Below are 22,630 nucleotides of genomic sequence, written 5' to 3'. Positions count from 1 at the left end.
TGAATGACTTTGTCCGTGTGGTCCGTGGTTTATCCTGCATTAACGCGGCTTTATATAGTAGGCAATATAGTAGTAGTCGGGGTTTGCGTAGCCTACGGCTGCGGACCAGGGTTTGGTTACCGTATTGGTTGTCGGGGTGTCCCGGTGGGGCCAGACTTCGATGCCGGTACGGTTGTCGGAGGCTTTGTAGAGGGCCGGGACGTTCATGGTTTCCCAGCCGGTCTTTTCGACGCCGTTTATATCGTAGGAATGTTCGCCTAGCTCATGCTTCGAAGGATCGTAGTAGGCCATCTTAACGCCGTCGAAGTTACCGCCACGGGTAATGTCTATGTAGGATATCCAGGGCCGGTTCGTCCGGTCCAGGGTAAGATCCACCCACTTGCCGTTGGCCCCCGCTTCATCGACGATGACGCTCTTGCCGTAGGGGACATACTTTCCACCATCCCACTTCAATCTGATGTAGACCAACTGGGTGGTATTGGACTTGAAGAAGGCCAGGTGCGCGTCGTTGTTGGTCTGGTCGATCTGCATACTGACGTATTCTCCGGAGAAGTGATAGTTGTCGTCCGTGTCCGGCAGGGCGTACTGCACCTTCCATTGGCCGGCCTGGGGATTAACCGCAGTGTCGGCATAGGCCAGGCGCAGCCGCGCGTTATAATCATCAAAGTAGGCGATAACCGGTTGGCCGTCTTTTTGCAGATCGATGGCGCTCCACAGGCTTGTCTTGCTGGTGCGGGTGAAGGTATTGGTACCCTCCGCGCCGCCGCCGGTTCTGGCCCTGACCCGGTCTAAGGGGGCGGGGGTACCGCTGGTAGCATCCTTATCCTCAGCGTCATCGCCGCCGTCAAGGTTGACCCAGTGCCGGGTTCTGACGCCGGTTAAACCATTAACGGTGCCGGGAACAGCATTACTTTCGTAATTGCCCGAGGAGGGCCGGTACCCGGATCTGCCGAACCAGTACTTCATGGACTTATCCTTGGAGTCGTAGTAGGTGACATGCATGTTGTCACCCCGGTATACCACCCGCGGCTGTTTAAACTGATCGTTTATCTGGTTATGGTAGGTATGCTCCACGTTGTACTGTTTGCTGTCGTTGGCGCTGTAATAGTTTTCCCAGGGGGAGGAACCATCGGGATCATAGCCCTTAATACCGCCTGACCGGGTGACGCCCCACTCGTTGTTATACTTACGGATACTGCTGAAGAACATGGTAGGACGATCCTTGTTGGTACCGGAACTGCGCTGGGTCGCCGCATAATAAATATCAACATTTTCCATGCCGCCGCCGCCGGTGTTTGTTAAAACATTTATATAGGAAGCGCTGGTGTTGGAATTCATGTAGACCGCCATGTTAGACGTATTCGACCAGGCTGCCCAGAGTGTTCCGGTTAGGGGAGCCATGGTCATGGCGGGGTCTGTGGGCATTGAACTTCCGTTGATCTGGGTATAATCGCTGCCAACGGTTCCATCTGACTGCCAGATATGGGCGGCCCGATCATCCTTCCAGAGATCGTTGCCGCTCACACTAAGATTGTAATCCTCCCGGTTCCAGGGGTTGCGGTTGTCGTTCCGGTCGTTCACCGTGGGTACGCCGTTGGCCAGGAGCTTGACATTGCCGCTGACGGCGGTGGCGGGTACGGTAAAGGTAATACCCGTGGTGGTTTGAGCGCCCACCGCTGCATCCACCGTGGCGGTGGCGGTATCTAAGGTAACGGTGGTGTTCGCGCTGGGGAACTTCAGGTTCCAGCCCTGGGCAACGATGGTTTCACCCCGGCTGAAGCTGTACCAGCCCTGGCGGGACCGGAGGGAATTGTAGCCCTTGCCGGCGTCCCGCTGGAGGGAGTTGAGGTAGGGCGCCAGGGTTACGGCGATACGGTTGTAACCCCGGTCGCCCGCCGGGTCCAGACGCCAGCCATCGGCATTCCGCAGGACCAGGGGATAGCGGCCGTCGTTGCTACCCGCAAGTATGGTAGAGCCGTTGGTGGCTTCACCGGTATTGGGATGCAGACGGGTAACGCTGCTGTTCGGGGAGCTCCGTTTATCTTCGACCCGTACCTGGACCTTCACGTTGTCCCCGGCTACAAGACCGGCGGGCAGGGCGGCGGTGTTCCAGACATAGGCCCATTCGGCCATGTGCCCCGCAACGTCGATCTGGTTGTACACCGAGGCGTTCTGACCGCTCACGGGAACTAACAGGCCCCGGCTGCCGGGGTTTGCCGCATTGTATGCGGTGGTATCATCGGACCGGAGGATGGGGAATTCCACACCGTTGATCGATAGGTATACTGTGCCCAGGCGCTGATCGTCGTAGGCAAAGCCGCGGAGTATTACTTCCCCGCTCAGGGTGTCCTTAGCAAAGGTGGCGCTGCCGTAATTGCCTTCAATAAAATAGCTATTCTGAGTTGCGGCAAACCGGGGTTCGATATGGCCTGAACGCTCAATGTTTCTGTTGTGGTTCTTGGGGTTATAGAGGCCGCCCTTAAGCAGGTTGGGGCTGAGGGCTGCATTCGGCGTTAGGTTTATTGAACTGGGGGGCTGGGCCGCTCCGGCTGCGCCTGCGGCTTCTCCGCCGGGATTGAAGTCCCAGAGTTTAACCTCCGGCTTAACCGTATCGGTGTTGGCCACGTTGAGTCCGATACGGACCACATCGTAGGGCTGATCCCAGGTGTTGAACCTGCGGTCGGGGTTCCCGTAGGGACCCACGGAATATACCGGGGTGGTGTTATCGGGACCGAGATGGCCATCCCCGCCGTTCGCCATATAACCGTCATCGGGTATCATGGGGATCTTCAGGGAGTTGTACACCCTGAGGACGAACCATGCATCGTTCGGAATGGTGGTGTCCGCTATGGCGGAGAAGTCGGAACTGGTGTAGTTATAGGTAACCTCATGGGCATTGGTGTTATTGGCCTGGAGGCTGCTTATGGTCAGCTCCAGAGCGGAGCCGGCGCCAAAGCTGGTATGATCGGTTGCCATAAAGGTGGTGCCCACACCGTAGCCTTCCGGGGCTCCCACGGCGGTCCAATTTACGGTTCCCACCGCTTCAATGGAGTAGATTTTTCCGGTAACCAGGGCGCTTGCGGGTTTTGAAACACGGTTGGTAACATAGCCGAAGCGGTAGTGGAAGGGTTTGGCCCCGTCGTCGCCGGAGATGTTGATCTTAAAGCTCACCTGCTTGTTCCGCACCGTAAAGTTGGTGTTCCCGTAGTTGGCGCTGATGGTCCGGTGGCCCCGGGGGTCGGTGGTGAACCCGACGTTGAGGACATCGGTACCGATATCAACGCTGGTAACCTTGGGCGGGTTGTTGCTTATGAAAATAGTATTACTGTAGTAGCTGGCGTTCCCCGCTTTGTCGTATACCAGGTAGTGTACCGTTAAGAGGCCGTCGTAGAACTTGGTCGTGTCGATACGGCCGTACCATTGGTAATTCGTTCCCGCATCGGCCATGCCTTCCAGGAATCCGTCCTCATCGTTGTCCTGTGTCGGCTCGTTTGCGTCTATCTCTACACCGGAAATGTAGGGGGAGTTTAAATTATAGTAGGAGCTATTCGGTGTAACACCATCGTTATCCACATACTTTCTGGTGTACCGCAGGTCGGGGAATTTAATCGTGGATCCTCCGCCGTTGATGGTCGTAAGCGCGGGCGCCGTGCCGGAGTTAGTATCGGTGCGGCCCATTGCTACGGTGATTGGATCGCCGGCGGCCCTGAATGCGGCGCCGCTGCCCATGGCTTTCTCGTTCAGGGGGATGAACTGTTCGCCCCGGCTGAACCATGCCACTACCTTCTTTATGCCCTGGACGGTGACCCCGGCGCCGGTATCCCAGGCAAGGCCCTGGAGTTGATAACTGGCCCCTACGGCCACGCCGTTGCCGGTGTAGGTTCCCAGGGGGAAGAAGTTGTCGATATTGAGGGTTAATTCCAGGGGCATCTTGAAGTCCGTATGATCCGTGGCCAGGATCGAGAGCGCATAGTGTCCGGCCCGGTTAACGAAAAGCTGCTGGTCCTTGTTCATAAGGGTGGTGGAATCAAATCGGAGGCGGAGCTCATACTCGATATAGCCCTTCTTGCCCGCGGTATGCGCAGTATCGTTGTAGGGGGTGTCGCCGGTTTCGTTGAGCGCCGGGGATGCGGACACCATGCCGGCGGGGATTGAAGCTGATGTTCCGTCATACTTGAAGGGGAGGTTCGTCCGGTTTGGACCTTCCAGGACGAGGTAATAGGTCCCGGAGACAAGGTTGGCGGCCGGTACTACCGTTACCGGTTTGGCGTAGTTTGTCGCTCCGCCGGGCGGCACTATCGAGAAAATATTGGTAGACCACGCGGTGGTATTTTCGCCATGGTAGGTAAGTTCCTTCAAGCCGTTATCATCCCTGATCCTGGTTGTTATGGTAAATGTGCCGCCAATATTCTGATTGTTGGTGGTGTACGCAAAGGGTTTCCCGTTTTTGGGGTCCGGGGTAATAATGGTACTGTTGCTAACCACGAAGGGCAGGCCGTTTACAAAGGTTACCTTGACGACAGCGATTTCTCCCATGGTCTTCGGCGCAAGATGGTTAAAGGGAGACGTGTCATAGGCCAGGGCCTGGATGGTGACCAGCCTGCCGTTACTGCCGCTTTCGGGATTGAGCCCGCCGTTATTGTTGAGGTTAAAACTCCAACTGACGTTGGAACCCGGCGCGCCGAGTATGGGCGCCTGGAACCAGCCGCCGCGGTTGTCCCCCAGGGCGGCATACGCCGTATTTGTCTCCGTGTCCGGTGTCCAGCCGTTGTCAATGAATATGGGTGTGGCGGGGGAATCGTCCCCCTTCAGAACCCGGAACACCACCCGGTGTATCCAGTCGTTGTCCTTGGCGGTGCCGACTACCTGGATTACCCCGCCTACTTCGTTTTGAACCGCCGTTTGAGCGGGATTGGGCTGGGAGAAGGTGACCATGGGTTCATCGCCCTTGGGATTCACGATGACCGTATAATCGTAATACGCTATGTTGCCCGCCGAATCGATTATCATAAATCTGATGGGCAGATCGCAAAGGTAGGTGCTGCCGTTCCGGAGAGAAACGTATCGTCCCACACCGGCTGCGAGATCCGTGGTAAGGTCTACGGAGTTGGGAAGCTTGATGCTCCAGCTGTATAAACTGCCTGTGCCCTGGGCTTTGTCCAGGTTAGTGGTTATCGCAGGATTGGTGATGTAACTGGCCGCAGCAATGGTGTTACCGTCCTTGTCAATACCGGCTTTGAATTCCCGCCAGATTTTGCCGTTCACGCTGACCGTGGTGTTGGGGGGGAAACTTGCAGGGGCAAGGGTACCGGCGCTGACTTCGGTTCTTCCGAAGAGGTAGTACAGTTTGCTTACCGATGAGTTATCCGCGGTTATCCCCTTGATGGTGGCCTGGGAGGTAATCTCCGCCGGGATGGTATGATTGTCCGGGTTTGGATACTGGGGTTCAATAAGCTCCAGTATGGGATTCGATTTGTCCAGGGTGAAGTCCTTGGTGATGGCGGTGGTCCTGCCGGCGCCGTCCTTCGCTTCTATCGTAAGGTTATGCAGACCCTCAGCGCAGCTATCCTTCCGGATGAGGAGCCGGTAGTTGACAGAGGGCATGGATGCATCGGTGTAGGGGGCCGCGATGAGGGGATACGTCCCCGCAGTATCGGTTTCTAGCCTTCCCCGGATTTGGGTAATGGTGTTCGCGTCCGAAGCCTTAATATAGACTGCCATGTAATCGATACTGCTTTCGGTCAGCTCCGTACCGCTGTAGAAGGGGGGTGATTTAAAATTCACCGTTTCCAGCGCAGGGGGAGCGCCGTCAATAAAGAATTCTATATCGGCGATGTCGTCCCCCGGATAGGAAGACGGTACGATGTTGATCTTTTCGGTTATGTTCGGACTCGGCGACGCCTTGTCCTTTAGCTCGAAGGAGATACTGTACTTGCCATCGGTCAGGCCGAGATGGCCGGCGCCCAGGTTTATCGTAAAGGCTTCCATGGTAATAAAGTTGTTGGTGAAGTCCGAGGCGGACAGGGAGGTCCAGGACACCGTATTTGTGTAGACCCCGGTGGTGTAGTTGTACTGATCTATCTTGTACCTGGCCGTGCCTATGCCGGAATCGTCGGAAATATTTCCCTGGATAGCGGGCTGGGCGTCGATTATGACCGAGGGATAATTTGCAATACCGGCGCTCCGGTTAGTAACCAGGTTGCTGGTGGTGATCCGTGCGGGTGTGCTGTCCGTCTTAAACCGGATTTCCAGTTTCTGTTCCCTGGGCGCGCCGTCCACGGCGGTGATAACGATAGTAAAGATGTTGGAACCCGGTCCCGCTGCGGCAACAAGGGCGTTCATATCCGCCTGGGTAAAGGCCACACCGATACTCAGGTTCTTCACGGTGTTACCGGCTATGGTTTCTGTGCCTATGGTTCCAAGGCTGGTGGTATAGGTACCATCTGTTGGGGTGGCGCCCAGCTTTTTAAGGATGGTGTTGCCCACCCGGATGTCGGCCTTAACTGAGCTGAGGGTAACGTCCGTAACCTTGGCCAGAAGATTAAACACCACATCGGTGGGATTAGCGAGATTCCCGAAGGTGTCGCCGTCGGCTATGGCCTTGTTTGAGCTGTCCTTTGCCGTAAGATTTATTTCCGGGGGATCGCTGTCCAGGCGGAAGGCTATACGCTCAAAATTGTAAACCAGGGGCGCGGGATCGCCGGGGGCCTGATAGTTCATGCCGTTGTTGCTGCCCCAGCGGTCCAGCACTTTGATGTCCACATGGTGATAGCCCTGGGACAGGCCGTAACTTGGAGAAGTAGGATCGGCGCTGCTGAGGGGGATCTGCCAGCGGACGGATTTTTCGGCGCCCGTCAAATCGGCAAATCCGGCAAGGAAGGTTTCGCCCGTGGCTTCCTGCCACGTGGTGAGGGTGTCGTCGGTGGAGAAACCGGCATAGTCGAAGCGGTACCAGAACTTTCGGTTAGCGGCGCCGGGCTCGAATACGGTGGAATACTCGTCGAAGAAGGTACCCGCTAATTTTGGTGTGCCATCGGTAATAACATCCGCCACCGTTTTAAGCGCGGCGCTCGGGTCCGGGGGGAGCGGTGAGGTGAGAAGCCCGGTCTTGGGATTGAACCAGAAGGGCACGTTATTGGTTATACCCCTACTGTCGATGATGTACATCTGGTCTTCGTTGAGGGATGTTACGATGATATCCGGGCCGGAAGAATCCTTGTAGAAGGTCCTCCCCAGTGTTTCTGTGTTACCCACGGCGTCTTCCGCAGTCCAGAGCAGGCTGTGGGGCCCGTCGTTCAGGGCGTTGAACGCGGCGGAGGCCATGTTCAGGGTCCAGGTCTTTGTCTCACCGGTACCACTCAATACGAGTTCACCCGTATCGGAGGCATTGACAATTCTGCTGCCGTCTATGGTGATACGGAACGCCTTGAGGGTGGCTTCTTTTACCGTTCCCTGTATGGGCTTGGATGTTTTATAGGTTTCCTCCAAATAACCGGCCGCCGGAGCAGTGTTTACCGTTATCTCCGGTTTTACGGCGTCCACATTAAAGGTGTAGACCGGCCGTATCAATACGGTGGCGGGGGTAGTGATGGTTCCCATGCCGCCCACGCCGGGGTTTGGAAGCTGGTTGTTTGTGTTGGGGTAGTGCTTATCCTTATCTTCAGCCACGACCCGGAGTTTGTAGGTTCCGTCCAGGAGCGAGGTTGGAACCACATAGGTAAAGCGCCATTGTTTATCGGACCCCGTAACCTGGGTCAGTTCCGTAAGACCGTCGGCGGGGGTAAGCAGGGTCCAGCCTGTTTCCAGATTCGGATCCGGCGAAGCGCCTGCCCCAGAGCGGTATACCTTGAGGTTTGCACCGTTAACATTGTCGTCATCGCTGACTATGCCTACCAGGGGGTACCCGGTGGTTCCCGGGTTTAAGCTGAAGATATTGGTAGTATTATTGTACCCTTCCATGGCGGGAATGTTTACCACCGGAGTGTCCGTGGTCTGGTCTATCGTAAGATCCCGGCTTATGTAACTGATCCGTCCCGCCCGGTCCCGTGAATATATCCAGAGGGTATAGGGTGTGGAACTGGTTACGGAGGCAGTATTAATGACCCCCTCATACGGATTGGGTTTCAGAACCGTTCCGCCTGCGGTATCCGTAAAAGGATTTGTCCGCGGGTGACTGTCCGTGCCCGTTGGCACAAAGTAGTACTTAACGCCGCCCTGGGGTGAACCGTTTTCCCCCTCCGCTATGTTATAGGGATATATGCCGTTGTCATCCGAGGATGATACGTTGAACCAGAACAGGCCGTTTACATAGTCTGTTGTCACCGCCCCGCTGGTTTTTGTCACCACGGGGGTAACACTGTTGAGACTCAGCTCCGGGGGAGTGGTGTCAACGATGACGGTTGTTTCTTTTACGCTGGTCTTGCCGGACTTGTCCGTAACGGTTATCACATAGGTATAGGTTCCCGCGCTGAGGGCATAGCTGCCGCTCTGGTCCACCTTTACGTGGACCGTATCCGGACTGGCGCCGCCGTCTGTTATGGTCAAGCCCTGGGCAGCGCTCAGGGGAAGTGTGACGCCGCTGCGGGTTACGGTTACTGCGTTGATGAGTTTACTGTCCGGCAGTTTATTGCTGTCCCAGGCGTCGAATTCAAAGGAGAAGCCGCCCTGGGTGTAGATGTTCCTGCTTACGGTGCTGGTACCGGTATACGTAATGGCGCCGATTTCCGGTCTGGCCTGGTCCAGGGTAAAGGCTGCGCTTACGGGATCGCCGGGGGTTACATTACTACCGCCCCAGTTCGCGCCGTCCGTGGCGATTACCCAAAGCCGCAGGTCCCCTTCAGTAATACTGAGGGCCCCAAAGTCGATGAACGCCGACCATGTTCCGGCCACCAGTTTATTGGCCTCCACGGCGGTCCAACCGCTTACGGGATAGCCTGGCCGTGCTTTCAGCGCTGCCAGGGTGGTAGCGGCGTTTTCGATTATATACCGGACCTGATCAACCCTGGTATTGTCCGTGACCGTACCGTCAATTTGTATGGACGTTCCCTGATAGCTGGCGTTTTGTTCCGGGTGGCCAATGGTAACCAGGGGGCCTGAATTGTCGATGGTTACCAGCCGCTTTACTTCGGCGCTTGCGTTGCCCATTAAGTCCCAGGCGGTGATCCCGTAGACAAAGGTGGCGTCAACATTGGTAAAGTCGGTAAGGGGCGCGTTAGGATTGCTGCTGTTTCCGTATTCCCTTGGCAGCTGGTTGGCTGGGGTGGAAAGGGCCCACACATAGGGGTTTCCTGCGATTCCCGCCCCTGGCATGACGGTTTTTTCAATTTCCGCTATGGTTATTGGGGCGTCCACAAAGGTTCCGTTGGATAAACGGACCTGCTGGGTTATGACTAGCTTGTCTAGATTGGTTTCAAGGATCTTTCCGCTCAGGGTAAAGCTCCCGGTCTTGATATAGGCTAGTTCGGCTAAGGGCGAAGCGGCGGTGTCAACACTGGTTTCGATAAGCTCCGGGTTTGCCTGATCCACACCAAAGGTGCGGGTATAGGCTTCGCTGAGGTTTCCCGCCTTATCGTAGGCGCGTACCCAAAGTTTATTCACCCCGTCGCTAAGACCAAAGTTGGCCAGAACGAGGGTGGCGGACCATTCGGTGGTGGCCGCATTGTAGGCGGCAGTTTTCCAGCTATTGCCGGGTTGGTCCAGGGCGCCTACGCTTAGCTCCGAAGCGCCGTTTATACTGGCCCAGTAGATTACCTTTTCTATCCCCGATGGGGTAATGGTTCCGGTAGATCCGGTGGGCATACTGTCCGCAGCTTTTCCTTCGATAGATACGGCGGCTCCGCGGATCCAGCTTCCTACATCGCCTGCGGTGGGAATGGTAGGAACCGTAACGGTGATATCACTGGCGGCGCCCGCCTCGGTGTGGGGCTTGGTGGTATCAACGTTGATTTCCAACTCTTTCTTAGTAATCCGCCCGGAATTATCGGTTAGGGTGATGTAATAGGTATAGGCGCCGTCATCCAAGGATGGGGTAGTACTACCTGCGCTGTTCTGGAGACGGGGTAGGGCGTTTGCGCTGCCCATGTCCCAGGTTTTTGCGGCGCCTGCGCTCTTGCCATCGCCGCCGCCGAAGCTGGTGGTGGTAAATACGGTTACTTCGAGGGGATTGGTTATCCCCGCTTTCCGCTGGACTATCTGTACTGACTTGATACCGTTGGTATCCCAGGCGTCGCCGGAGAGCTTAAACGCCCTTGCCGTGGGGCCCGTAATGAGGGCGGCGGTATCCGTAGTTTTTGCGGTAACCGTAAGGCTGGGATCGGCCTGATCAACCCAGAAGGTTTTGGTTACCCCTGGGCTCAGGTGATTCGCGCTGTCCCGCGCATGGGCCGCCAGATGCTGCTCTCCCTCAAGGGGCAGGGTATATGGGCCGGTGCTCCAGTTGTTGGTACCCGATATGAGCTGAGCTTTCTTCCAGATAGTTGCGCCGATAAAGTTCCCGGCTGCGTCAAGAACGGTGTTCAGGGGAACCACCGGAACACTTGCGTCTGTTAACCAATAGTAGACATCCGCCACATGGCCGGGGGCTGCGTCCGTGGCGGTTCCGGTTACCGTTATGGTGGCGTCCCCGGTCCAGCCTTCGGAAGCGACCGCATCGGGGCTGCTTACCGTAATTGCCGGGGGAGAATTATCTATGGTGATGATACGGGTCGCCGTAGTTTCCTTACCCGCCCTATCCCTGGCGGTGATAGTATAGGTGTAGATCCCGTCCGCTATGGTCCAGGCTGCGGGGTTTTTAATAATCGTATCGCTCAGCCCGGGATTCCGGGGGAGGGCCAGCAAAGACCAGTCTGTGGTAGTTTGGGTGTATGCGGAGCTGTTGAAGGTGGGCGCATCCGCATGGTCTTTGAGGGTCTTGGTTACCGTTGTCCCGTTTATCACTGAAGTTTGGGTTATCCTTATGCTGTCGATACCGTATGAGTCGGAGAAGGGGCCGCCCAGGGTAAATACAGTATCATCCCTGAAGACATCCGATCCGATGGTAGTTTCGCTGATTATTGGATCCGCCTTATCAACATTGAAGAGGTAGCTAACTGCGGTGTTAAGGCCGTTGGCGCTGCCTATGTTTCCTGCGCCGTCCACCGCAACGACATGCAGCTTGTACTGCCCTTCGGCTAAACTGTCGAGGGTATTGTCAACCTGCAGGGTAATATCCCAGCTTGCCCATCCGGACAGCGCTCTGGCGGGCTTCCAATCCGGGGCGGCAAAATTGTTGAATGCCGGTGTGGAATCTCCCGGTGCGGTGATTGCGTAGTATACATTTACCACCCCGGACTGGGGCGATCCGGTATCGGCGGCGCTTCCCTTGATAAACTGGGTCTGGCTGAACCATGAACCTGCCGGTGGGTTCGTGGGGGAAGACGATATGGCCGCCGTGGGCGGCGTGGTATCTATGGTGACATACCGTTGTTCAAATACGGATCTGCCGGAAACATCGTAGGCGGTGATGGTATAGTCGAAGTTGCCGCTCCCCGTATAGGGTGTGCCCGTAAAAATTATGCGGTCGCTGGTTGAAGTACCGATACTGCCGAAAATAGGGGTCTGGCTGCCGCCGGTGACGGAATAGGGCAGGCCGGCAAAACGCCAGTACTGGGTTTGATTTTTGTACGGCGCTGCGCTGTTTAGGTTGAGGGTAAATTCAAGGGTTTGGTCCGCCACGGCGCCGTTCATTTTCTTTTGGACTAACACGATTTTGTCCACCGCATTGGTGTCCTGCACATACCCATCCATGGGGAATTGGGGACTCCGGTCGACCCTGCTTTTCGTATCCGGGAGGGTTACGTCAAAGCTGGGCGCGCTGTCATCCTTATAGAAGAAACGGACGCTGACATTATTTGTGTTTGTGGCGGCATTATAAAGTTTTAGGTCACTAACATTTCCATGCTTATCCTCCGCAATGATCGCTACAACACGCTGCCCTTCGTTGGATCCCAGAATAATCTCTTTGCTCCAGCCTGAGGTACTATAATCAACTTCCTTCCAGGGCAATGGGCTGGCGGGGTTATAGGCCGGCACATCGCTTGCGCTGCTTGTGTCGGTGGCAGTTCCGGTCCAATAGAGTACCCGCCGTATTGTTCCCGGAGCGGGGTCCACGGCGGTTCCCCGAATTTCCATACTGGCGTTCATGGTTTGATATATTTCGCCGGGCGTGCTGATATGCGCAACCGTAGGCTTTGTGTTGTCCACGGTGATCTTCCGGGTAATCGTTGCAGACTTACGCTTCGTTGGGTCAGTATCGGAATACGTTCCATCCCATAGGGTAAATTCATAGTCGTACACGCCATCGGGGGCCGTGAGGGTTACGGGATCCGCATCCGCCTGGGTATACAGGGCTTTCCAGGGAAGGGAACTGAGGACCGGTGACACCGAGGTACCGGACAGGGGCAGGGTAAAGCTTTTGCTCAGGGGATCCGCGGGATTATTGTCCTTTGTCTGTTTAATAACCACGTGGTCTAAACCATAGCTGTCATACAAATCCAAATTAAGATCAAAGTAATCCTTCCTAAGGGGGCTCTGGTTATCCGGAGCGGAGGTGTACACCACATCTATTGATTGATCCACCTTGGTTTCAGCTATCGTGGGGTTTGCCTTATCCACCCGGAAATTATATTCCAGGGGAGCGTGGGTGGTGAGGGCGCCGCCTATATTACCGGCGCCGTCCACCGCAATTACGTACAGGGTATAGTATCCCTCCGCAAAGCTGCTTTCGGATATATCCAGGGGCACACTCCAGGTGGCATTGCCCGAAGCGGTCTCCCAGAATTTTGGCGGATTAGTAAGGGGAGGATTATTAATATCCTCAAGGGTAGCATAGGCCGGCGGAGGCGGCGGGGTATAGCTTGCGCCGGAAACGGTTCCCCTGCCGTACCAATAGAAAACCGAGGCTATGCCGGTAAGGTCATCGGTACCGGCGCCCTGGATGATGGAGGTAAGATCAAACCAGCTATTCTGCGGCTTATTTATGGGCGCAGGGCTGAAGCTTATTACCGGTGGTTCCACATCCACCTGCACATGGCGGAGTAGTGTTGTTGATCTGCCGAATTTATCGATAGCGGTGATGGTATAATCATATTCGCCGCTTGTTTCGTCATGGGCGAGAACCGGATTGTTCGGGGCTCCGGTATTTTTCCAGGGCAGGGTTGGTAACGGATAGTCTACCGTACCGTCCACTTTTAATTTATTCTCCGTGTTCCAGGGCAGGTTCAATCCGGAGAACTGCCCCGTGCCCGGTCCCTTTAGGTATACGCCGTTGGGAAACAACGATTGGGGAGAAATCGATGTGTTCCAGCTATTAAACACATCATAGCTAAGGTTGTGGCTATCGCCGGGAAGGGCGCCCCGCAATGTCTGTCTAACTGTAATGGAACGCACCCCATTGGCATCCCCCACCAATCCCCTGAGGAGGAAGTTTGCGGATACCAATTTTTGATCTTCGTTTGCAACATAGGTTTCCGTTAACTGGGGCGGAGCGGTGTCCAGGGCGTAGGGGAAATCAAAGCTCACGGTTGGAAGAACCGGGTATACATTGGCATCCTCGTCGGTATAGGTGATCCCATTATTCCGATGGCCCAGGGTGTCAAAGGCAATGATATAGATATGCCTATCCCCTTCCGGCGCTTCGGGAGGAAGGGTGTAATCAATATTCCAGGTAGTGGGAGAACCCGTGGCTTTTGTCCATCCGGAACTTGCCGCCGCCGCTGCGGTGGTAGGAATAGTAAGGGCGCCCGGAGATCCGGGGTATGATACGCTGGGACCGTCCCAGAAGTAAACGGACCCGGGGTGGGCATCGGCCACATCGCCCACAAGGAACAGTTTATCCGAGAAGATGTACGCCGGCACACCCGGAAGGGGAGCGCCATGGTGGGAGGTAATCTTAACTGCAGGCGCCGTGGTGTCCACATCTATGGTACGGGTTATGGTTGTTTCCTGGTTTGCCACATCGGTAACCGTAATTGTATAGTAATAGATACCGTCCGGGACGTGATTATCCCATTCCATGGGGCTAAAGGAGTCGGCGGCGGTTTTCCTGGGCAGGCCGGTAAGCGTCAATGAGTCATCGTTTCCGGTGTACGCAGCACTGTGAATAGTAATGGGCGGTTCATTGCCTTTCCGCTGGGTTATGACCAGGGATTTGAGCCCGTTATCATCATGGATACCGCAGCTCATATCAAAGGCAGCGGTCCGCTCGGTGGTATAGGCCGAAACGCTTGCCGTATCGGCAGGGGCGCCTGTCAAAAGGTCGCTTACGGTGGGCGGGGTTTTGTCTATCCCGTAGTTGATAGCAATTGTGTTGACCCCAGGGGCGTAGTCGTTCGTGTATGCTGAAGGGGGGTTGACCGGAGAGACAACTCCTGCGCCGTTGGAGACTAGGCTTGCCTTCCCGGTCTGATCAATCGCCGCAACGTAGAGGGTATAACGGCCTTCGGGGGGCGGTGTTACTCCGTCGGGGGGGATTGCCTCAATATATACGCTCCAGGGTGTTCGGGGAGCATCCCGGTTGGATATGGTTGCGTGTTCCCATTGGCCCAGATCCGCCGGTGGTTTTACTGAATCCCCAACACGGTAGTTCCAGTACACAACATCAAGAACCGCTCCGTCCGCCGCGGGTACTCCCGCAGTTGGGCTGTTCGCTTCTTTATTTTGCTCCCGCTTGGTGGGGTCCCAGGCGGTTCCCGCAAAGCTGCTGTTTCCGGTAATCCAATCTGCGGTAAGAATAGTTCTGGTCCCCGCTGGTGATGTGGGATCCAGGGGATAGGTACTTTCAATAACCGGGGGTATCTGGTCAAACTTTAGGGTGAGGGTTTTTTCACTTTCCTTGAGGAAGCGGTCCAGGCCTCGTACGCCCACCGTAAGATGGTCCTGGTCAAGATCCGAGATTTTGAATTTCCAGACACTGGTAACAACGGGAACAGAAGCAACGGGGGTGGGTCCCGTTATATTTGTTATATCCGTCTTGACCGTGTTCAGTAATGCTACGAGCTGGGTATCGTTATATATGTCCTGGGGTATTTCCGCCCGGCGGCGGGCGCCGTAGTCGCCGTACACGGTTCCGGGGGTAAACCAAATGTTGGAGGGCTGTGTAGAAATCCAATCAATATAGTTAAGATCCCAGAATTGAGCTGTGGCATTTGCCGGGGGCAGATCCGCAAGCTTGGGCGGCCTGATTTCCAGGTGCAGGGGGCCGTTTGCATCGAACACCTCAACTTCCATGGTAAAGTCTGTTCCTATGAAGGCGTAGTTCTGCGGAGTTATAATATCAATGGCGGGGGTCGCGGCGTCGTAGGCAAAGCAGCGGACAACGTGGGTGGTCGCAGCGGGTAGGCCGTCCTTCAAAAGCGGATCGTCGGAAAGGGTTACTTCAAGTTTGTAAATGCCGTCCAAAAGTTTCGGTTCGCTAAAGGCCATGCCCAAATCTGTGCGGGTAAATTCAAAATTGAGGGATTTGCCGGTCTGGTTTTGCAGCATGTCGTTATTAGGAACCAGGTGCGGACCATCCCAGTCGCTTGGTATTGGCGAAGCAGCGGCCCCTGGGCGGAGACGGCTGAGGAAAAATTGTACGCTGTTTGGTGAACCCATGGTGGTAATGCCGTCATCATCCTCCAGGCTTCCCCGGATGGTATTGTCCGAATCCAGGACATTGTTTCCCCTTTTCAGATCGCCCACCGCAGTAACATTCTTGAGATCCGTAAATTTGATATAGGGCTCATCCGAACCCTGGTTTACCCGGAGGTGGTAGCCTATGGTGTCGGCGCCCTTGAGCAGGGCGGCCAGGTTATTGGCCTTATCCTTGGCGGTGATGAACAGGTACAGTTCCCCCTCATTTCCCGGGACTGCCAGGTTGGTGTCCAGGGTTATCATGTCCGCTGCGGGGGAACTTATGTCGATGCTGCCCGTAAGGGGAGGTTTCGGGAGCTTATCCATGAACCCCGCCATCCACTCGCCGCCCTTGTCGCCATGGGGGCGCCAGACACCTTCCTCGTTTGGTAAGGCGTCGTACATATCATCCCTGTCCAGGACGCCGTTTCTCAGCGGCAGGATACTCGCCAGTTTAGCCGATTGAAGACCGGGGTCGGCGAGCTCCGCGGGGGTGTAATTCACCCTGGCCAGGAGGTAGCGGAGGCGCCGTATTTCCCTGCCCGCGGCATCCACTTCATATATTCCCAGGCCGTTCTGGTCGAAGGGGGCTACATTGATTTTTACCTTGCCGTTTACGATATACGCTTCCTGGATATTGAGCGCGTTATCCACCGTGAAGAAGGGGCGATCCTGCTCATGGTTAAGGGTGTAATAGTCGATGTTGGAGGGGTCCACATACACACCGGGGGCTATCCGGGTTATTTGTACCGTGGGGCGGGTATTGTCGATATAGATGGTCTGGGTATGGCTAAACCGCGCCCCGGCCTTGGAGACCGCCTGAACCGAAAATTCGTAGGTTCCCGAGTCAAACAGGAAGGTGTCGCCATCGGTTTTTACATAGTAGCCGCCGGGGATTATGAAAAAGCTTTCCACGGTGCGGGATTTGGTGGCCGTGCCGTTAATATCCAGATCTTGCAGGTTTTCGGTATTTGCCTCCCATGCAAGGGTGTGGAGGGTCGTTTCGCCGGATTTTTTGACCAGCAGATCTATCCCGTCGATACCCATGGAGTGGGATGCCTTGGCTTCGACGATAAAGGCTTCACCCTGGTAGGTGTTATTGGGGGTAAAGCTTACATCCAGGTGGGGTGTTTCGTAGGAGGGGACCACATGGATTTTCAGGTAATCGTAATCAATGCCGTCGATGGTGTAGGAGGGCGGGAAAATCGAACTGATCCCTTCGCCCTTGCTGGTATCGGTAACCTGGAACTGGACCCGATAATCTCCCACCTCCATGGGAGCGGCGAGACGGGGGTCCCCGGGTTCCTGATGATCCGTGATGTAGTACCGGAATTCCCGTCCCTTTGAGCTTGCCAGGGAGGATGCGGGGTCAATGTCCTCCCAAACCGGCACATCTACGTCGGACCAGTAGGACGGTTTGGGTGTACCCTCGCGCCAGAGCTTAATTTTGGGGGATTGGTACCGAACGCCCTGAATATCCGTGGCATAGCCGATCAAAACGCCGCCGGAATCGATGGAAAGTCCGTTGTTCGCGATGGCAAGTTCCTCTTCAAGCAAGCGGGTTCGGTCTTTTAGGCTAAAATTGGGGATATTGAGGTCGATCCGGGGGGGTAAATTCTTGATTGTATAGGACAAAGTCTCGGTTTCGCTTGTTTTTCCGGTATTATCCACCGCCCGGAACCGCGCCAGGAGGATACCATCCTCTTCGTTGGTGGTATTTTTCTGCCAAGTCCAGATTTTTCCACTCGCTGGTGGGCTAATACCTATCCATTGGGGACTTTCCTTGTGAAAGTTTCCTTCCATGGCGGCGTATACAAAGACACTTTCCACCTTGATATCGTCATCGGCAAAGACATTAAAGTTTACCAGGCCGTTAAGGTAATCCCCCGCTTCGGGGTCAAGAACGGTTATATCCGGCCCGGTAATATCTACACGGCTGCCCAACCCATTTTGAATAGGGTTCTCGCAAGAAATTAGAGCCAAAACCGCCAAAGCCAAAACAACGCTCTTTTTTATTAACGATGTCATCATATACCTCGCTGAAAAGCAAAAAATTCGATTATGAGAAACTCATTTTCGAAAAGTTGAGAATGAAAAAACCGTTTTAACGCCTAAAAAAGCTTTCACTTTCTAATTACTTCTATTCAATTTGAGAATAACGAAAATGAGTGATTCTTTTTACTGGTTTTTATAGAAATCTTTGTCTTTCGGAGTGGAATTTTGTAAAAGAACCCAAAAATCATGAAAAAAATACAATTTCTACAGATTCATTCGAAAACGGTGGTACAAAATTTCAGTGAAATGGCTTTAAAAGCGGGGTTTTTGTAATAAAAACCTGTTATAAGACTATGCCGATGGGGTATGTAGGTATAGGAGGAATTTTACGATCAACCACGGACCTCACGGGGCTCACGGACCATAGGCGGGAAAGGCTAGACAAGGGGTTGGTTTTTTGTTACATTTATATTTATACGGCGCCGTACCCAAGCGGTAAGGGAGAGGTCTGCAAAACCTTTATGCAACAGTTCGATTCTGTTCGGCGCCTTAGTTTTTAGTCTACTTTGTTTGATATTTCTTTACATTATAACGAATTACAGAAAACACTTAAAATGGGTATTTGTCTATTCTACACCTTACTTGACTATATTTTACCTTTTCTTGTAGACTATTTGTAGAACTAATAAAAGACCTCTAGGGGGTAAAAAATGGGAATTTATGTCAGAGAAAAAAAGGGTCGTTTATACCTGGATTTTTATTGGAACGGGAAGCGGCATTGGGAAAAAACAGGGCTTACTATCGGGTCGGATTCAGTTAAAAACAAAGCAGCTCGACAGACTGCGGAGATGATACGGGCAGATAAGGAACGGCAGCTTGTGGAAGAAGAAAACGGACTTCTTGACACCACCGGGGGCAAGAAAACCCTTCTTGCTTTTACGAAGGAACAAGCCCAGGGATTAGGGACCGGGGATCACGTCTACCGCCTTGTAAAATATCTTGAGGGCTTTGACAGCGAGATTCGGGTTCGGGCTGTCAGTCCTCAATGGGTCGATAGTTTCAAAAAATATCTGGCGACCTGCCCAATTCCTAAACGTGCCAATGCCAAAAAAGAAAACGATAATCCGGGAATTATTTCAAAAAGAACCCAAAGCCATTTATTTAAAGCATTATCGCAAATTTTAACCCTTGCGGTTCGGGATCGGATTATTCCGAGTAGCCCCGCTGAATCTGTTAAGGGGATCACGGTCCCGGAAAAAATAATGGACTACTTGGAAGCTCACGAATTGCAAACACTGGCAGGGACCCCCCTTAAAGGACCGTTAGGACTGGAAATCAAAAAAGCGTTTATCTTTGCTTGCCTAACAGGGTTAAGAATTTCCGATTTACGGGTCTTGACCTGGGGGCAGGTTTCCCGGACTAAACAGCAGATTCAAAAAATCCAGGAAAAGACGGGGCGGGTCGTAACCATCCCCTTGACCGATGCCGCAATGGAGATAATCAAAACCCCGGATATTCCCCGGCATGATTCAAGGGTATTCCCTTTACTGGCGGAAACCGGAACGGATACGAATAAAACTCTTTTGAAGTGGTCCGCTGCCGCAGGGATTAACAAAAAAATCGGGTGGCATACGGCCCGTAGGACAAATGCAACCCTACTGCTTGAAGCCGGGACCGACATTGCAACGGTAAGCCGTCTATTAGGGCAAAGTGGGGTGGGGGTAACTCTACGATATGCCCAGTCCACCGATAAGGTCAGGAAACAAGCGGTGAACGGTCTGCCGTCTATTGAAATTAACGAAGGGGGGAAATAATGAGTATAGGTTCTTATGGCGACTTAATACCTTTTAAAGAATTGCAAGAAATGTATTTTGCAGCAGTTGATAATGAAAAAATGGGTCGTATTCTTTTTCAACAAATAAAGGAACGTACTATTTTGGTACAGGAACAAGTAACCAAACTGGAAAATGATTCGCTAATATGGCAAAAAGAACGTTTATCAGGAGAGCAGTCTACAGACACGGCAATGTTGATCTTACGAAGGATGAGTAACGATGTAGATATTGAAAATATGCAATTAGAACGTCTTGGTTATGAAGCCAAAGAATTAGGTAGCTTCTTAAATCAAATGATAAGGGATGGTTTAGTTACTTTGGCAGATTGTGAAAAACAAGCCAATAAATCAAATGATGATTCTTTACCCATACAGGGGGTTATAAAAAATAAATACCAAGAATTATTTAAATTAGAAAGGCTTTTTAGGTTTGAATTGCATTTTCCACATTTAATCAAACAAGGTTATATAAAAATAATAGACGATGGGCTTTTATGGGAAGAAAAGAAGGGAGGCAATTTAACACTGGCTGCTTATTTTGGAATGTTACAAGAAAAAAATGCTCCATACAAGAATTTTATTTGGAAATCAATTGAAGATGTATTTCATACGAGAGCTTTAAGTCAACATTTTAAAGACTTCGAAGATTTAAAAAAGGGAAAAGGACCAAAATGGTCTAAAGAGTTAAAAGAGTTAAAAGATATTATTGATAAAATACTAGTCTAATTCTTCCGCATTTCTTATAAGAACAGTTATAAGAAAAACAAAGTCTAACCTTTCCTTACAAGCGCAAAGAAACAATACAAACCGCTTGTAAAGGAAAAACTATGACCGAAACAATTTCAATTCAAGAAAGGCCGCTGAACATTGATCAAGCGTCCGAATTTCTCAACTTCAAAAAGAGCTATCTTTACAAATTGGTATGCTCTGGAAAAGTTCCTTGTTACCGTCCAGGTGGCAAGCGTGTATTTTTCAAATTATCCGATTTGCAAGAATACGTCTATCGACATCGGCAATCTGCGGATTATGAGATAAGGGAAGAGGCGGAGAGGATTATAAATGAAAAATGACCACCGCAGCCCGGCGAAGGGGAACGGTGGTCGCAGGAAACAATCTAATTCCATTTTAACACCGTTCAAAAAAATAAACAACCGAGGGGGCAATGAATGATCCCCCGAAATATCGAAACTCAGGATTCTCTGATAGGCGCTTTTCTGGAAGGACTCCCGGTCCCGGATTTTGTGACCTCCGAGATGTTCACCGGATTTTACCAAAAGGCTTTTATAGAGATTGCAAGACTCAAAAAGAAAGGGTTTGTAATAATCAATAACGAACTTCTTATAAAAAATTGTGGGTTTGGGGTCCAGGAATCCGACCGTCTGAAAAAAATGGTGGGCGGTTACTCTTTCGTAAAGGACAACCAAGAAATTTATTTCAATGCCTTGCTAGACGATTTTAATAAGTTCAAAACCTGGGAAACCCTTACCTTATTCAAAGAACGCATTGAAAAGGATAGCTCCGTATCACGTCAGGAACTTGAGGACGGCTTAAATGCGATCGCCGAAACAATACGCAGTAAACCTTTAGGCAGTACGGGTGGCGGGAGTATTAAGGATCTGTTGCAAAAAGAATTCCCCTCAATTACCTGGGCTGTTCCTGGGCTTATTCGGCAGGGATTAACAATCCTGGTGGGGGCGCAAAAGCTGGGTAAAAGCTGGCTTGTACTTTGCATGGGTCTTGCGGTTTCGTCTGGCGGTTTTGTTTTGGGCAAGATCAAGGTCGAGAAAATGAAAGTTCTTTATGTAACCCTAGAGGACACCCCACAAGATTTACAGGAACGGCTATTGAGTTTAGGGGCAACCGGGAATGAAGATTTTCTGTATGAAACTAAAATGACCGGGTCAACGGAGTTACGAGCCTATATCAAAAAAAATCCCGGAATAAAAATGATAATCATTGATACATTCGGGAAGTTCCTAAGCATTCAAGACGGCAATGATTACAATGAAGTGGTGAGAACGGCAAGTTCTCTAAAAGCCATAGCAGATGAATTTTCTATCTGTGTAATCGCTATTCACCATACCAAAAAGGGCGGCGGTGACAGTTCGGATTGGACGGAAATGGTTCTTGGCAGTCAAGGATTATCCGCAACGGCAGATCAGACCATGCTATTAAAACGTAAGCGGGGAGAATCAAAAGCTGAATTGCTTTTAACCGGGCGACGGGTCAGAGACGATCTTGTTTACGAATTAGAATTTGATTCCGCTGTGGGTTCCTGGGCAATCTCCGACGAAAAGGAGTTTAAGACCGAAACCCGGCTAAATGAAACCCAATCGGCAATTATCGATTTACTGCAAGCAGAAGCCAGAACCTTCACGGTCTCTGAAATCGCCAAAGCATTGAACAGGGCGAAGTCTGGTGTTTCGGCGCAAGCTAAAAAGCTGTCGGATTTAGGGCTAATCGAAAATTTGTATATGGGCCAATACAGACTCAAGCCTCCGGATACACCCCAAAACCGTTCGTTCAGTTCAGTTCCCCAAGGGATTGTGAACAGTGTGAACGGTGAACGGGCTGAAAATCCCCCAGCAGAATCCCCTAAAGACATTATCTTAAAAACTTTAACAGAGCTTGACCCCGAAATAGTTACTATTGCGGATTTATCTGGGCTAGTAAATCTACCCTCTGAACAAGTTGAATCTTACTGCATTGAACTTGCGGATAGTGGTTCGGTGACCCGGCATGAAAATGGCTATTCCGCATTGGGGTTATTCTAATGTCAAATACACCGGAAAGTAAGGTTTTAAGGGCTTGTTTGAAGTTTTTAGAGGATATGGGTTTTTATGTATGGCGCAATGGCGTGGGAGCGGTCCAGATTCGGCCCGGACAGTTTTACAGATTCGGTAAACCGGGGAGTTCTGACATTCTTGGAGTTCTTCCTGGTGGAAAAATACTGGCGGTTGAATGTAAAGCAGACAAGGGGCGGCTGTCTGATAATCAAAAAGAATTCTTAAAGGCCGTTGAAAGTTTGGGAGGTGTTGTCGTTGTTGCCAAGGGAACAAAAGACGTTGAAAAAATCTTACATGAAAGGGGGTACTTAAAAGCCGGACTATTGAACTTTGATTAACGGTTCCGTACGGGACTGTATTTTATTAG

6 protein-coding genes and 1 tRNA gene are annotated in these 22,630 nt (G+C 52.4%); 6 read left to right on the top strand and 1 reads right to left on the bottom strand.

Going from position 1 to position 22,630, the window contains the following annotated elements:
- Window positions 1-39: 39 nt before the first annotated feature.
- The gene (locus TPRIMZ1_RS0113745; protein ID WP_198429941.1) at window positions 40-17,679 is read right to left on the bottom strand and encodes a hypothetical protein; all 17,640 of its coding nucleotides are present in this window, start codon (window positions 17,677-17,679) and stop codon (window positions 40-42) included.
- 442 nt (window positions 17,680-18,121) lie between these two features.
- Here TPRIMZ1_RS0113745 and TPRIMZ1_RS0113740 point away from each other — a divergent pair.
- The 6 genes from TPRIMZ1_RS0113740 (at window position 18,122) to TPRIMZ1_RS19115 (ending at window position 22,601) form a co-directional block, all read left to right on the top strand.
- A tRNA-Cys gene (locus TPRIMZ1_RS0113740) sits at window positions 18,122-18,193 on the top strand.
- A gap of 160 nt (window positions 18,194-18,353) precedes the next feature.
- Complete coding sequence (locus TPRIMZ1_RS0113735) at window positions 18,354-19,457, top strand: tyrosine-type recombinase/integrase (RefSeq protein ID WP_010261124.1); 1,104 nt, start codon at window positions 18,354-18,356, stop codon at window positions 19,455-19,457.
- Window positions 19,457-20,203 (top strand): hypothetical protein, encoded by a 747-nt coding sequence (locus tag TPRIMZ1_RS0113730; RefSeq protein ID WP_010261122.1) that lies wholly within the window; start codon window positions 19,457-19,459, stop codon window positions 20,201-20,203. The genes TPRIMZ1_RS0113735 and TPRIMZ1_RS0113730 overlap by 1 nt, the downstream gene beginning before the upstream one ends.
- Before the next feature lie 101 nt (window positions 20,204-20,304).
- Entirely contained in the window at window positions 20,305-20,547 is a 243-nt protein-coding gene (locus TPRIMZ1_RS0113725) for a helix-turn-helix transcriptional regulator (RefSeq protein ID WP_010261118.1), read from the top strand.
- A gap of 96 nt (window positions 20,548-20,643) precedes the next feature.
- Window positions 20,644-22,251 carry an AAA family ATPase gene (locus TPRIMZ1_RS0113720; protein WP_010261115.1) on the top strand — a complete coding sequence of 536 codons (1,608 nt, stop codon included), beginning with the start codon at window positions 20,644-20,646 and terminating at the stop codon, window positions 22,249-22,251.
- Window positions 22,251-22,601 (top strand): VRR-NUC domain-containing protein, encoded by a 351-nt coding sequence (locus TPRIMZ1_RS19115; RefSeq protein ID WP_010261112.1) that lies wholly within the window; start codon window positions 22,251-22,253, stop codon window positions 22,599-22,601. The genes TPRIMZ1_RS0113720 and TPRIMZ1_RS19115 overlap by 1 nt, the downstream gene beginning before the upstream one ends.
- Window positions 22,602-22,630: the final 29 nt, after the last annotated feature.

This window comes from Treponema primitia ZAS-1 (genome assembly GCF_000297095.1).
Classification (GTDB): domain Bacteria; phylum Spirochaetota; class Spirochaetia; order Treponematales; family Breznakiellaceae; genus Termitinema; species Termitinema primitia_A.
Note: the sequence above shows the minus strand (reverse complement) of the source record. Positions and strands in the feature narration are given on the sequence as shown.

What these genes read in the sequence shown, in the direction of transcription:
- TPRIMZ1_RS0113720 (WP_010261115.1), top strand. Translation starts at nt 20,644, where the DNA reads ATGATCCCCCGAAATATCGAAACTCAGGATTCTCTGATAGGCGCTTTT.
- TPRIMZ1_RS0113735 (WP_010261124.1), top strand. Translation starts at nt 18,354, where the DNA reads ATGGGAATTTATGTCAGAGAAAAAAAGGGTCGTTTATACCTGGATTTT.
- TPRIMZ1_RS19115 (WP_010261112.1), top strand. Translation starts at nt 22,251, where the DNA reads ATGTCAAATACACCGGAAAGTAAGGTTTTAAGGGCTTGTTTGAAGTTT.
- TPRIMZ1_RS0113745 (WP_198429941.1), bottom strand. Translation starts at nt 17,679, where the DNA reads ATGATGACATCGTTAATAAAAAAGAGCGTTGTTTTGGCTTTGGCGGTT.
- TPRIMZ1_RS0113725 (WP_010261118.1), top strand. Translation starts at nt 20,305, where the DNA reads ATGACCGAAACAATTTCAATTCAAGAAAGGCCGCTGAACATTGATCAA.
- TPRIMZ1_RS0113730 (WP_010261122.1), top strand. Translation starts at nt 19,457, where the DNA reads ATGAGTATAGGTTCTTATGGCGACTTAATACCTTTTAAAGAATTGCAA.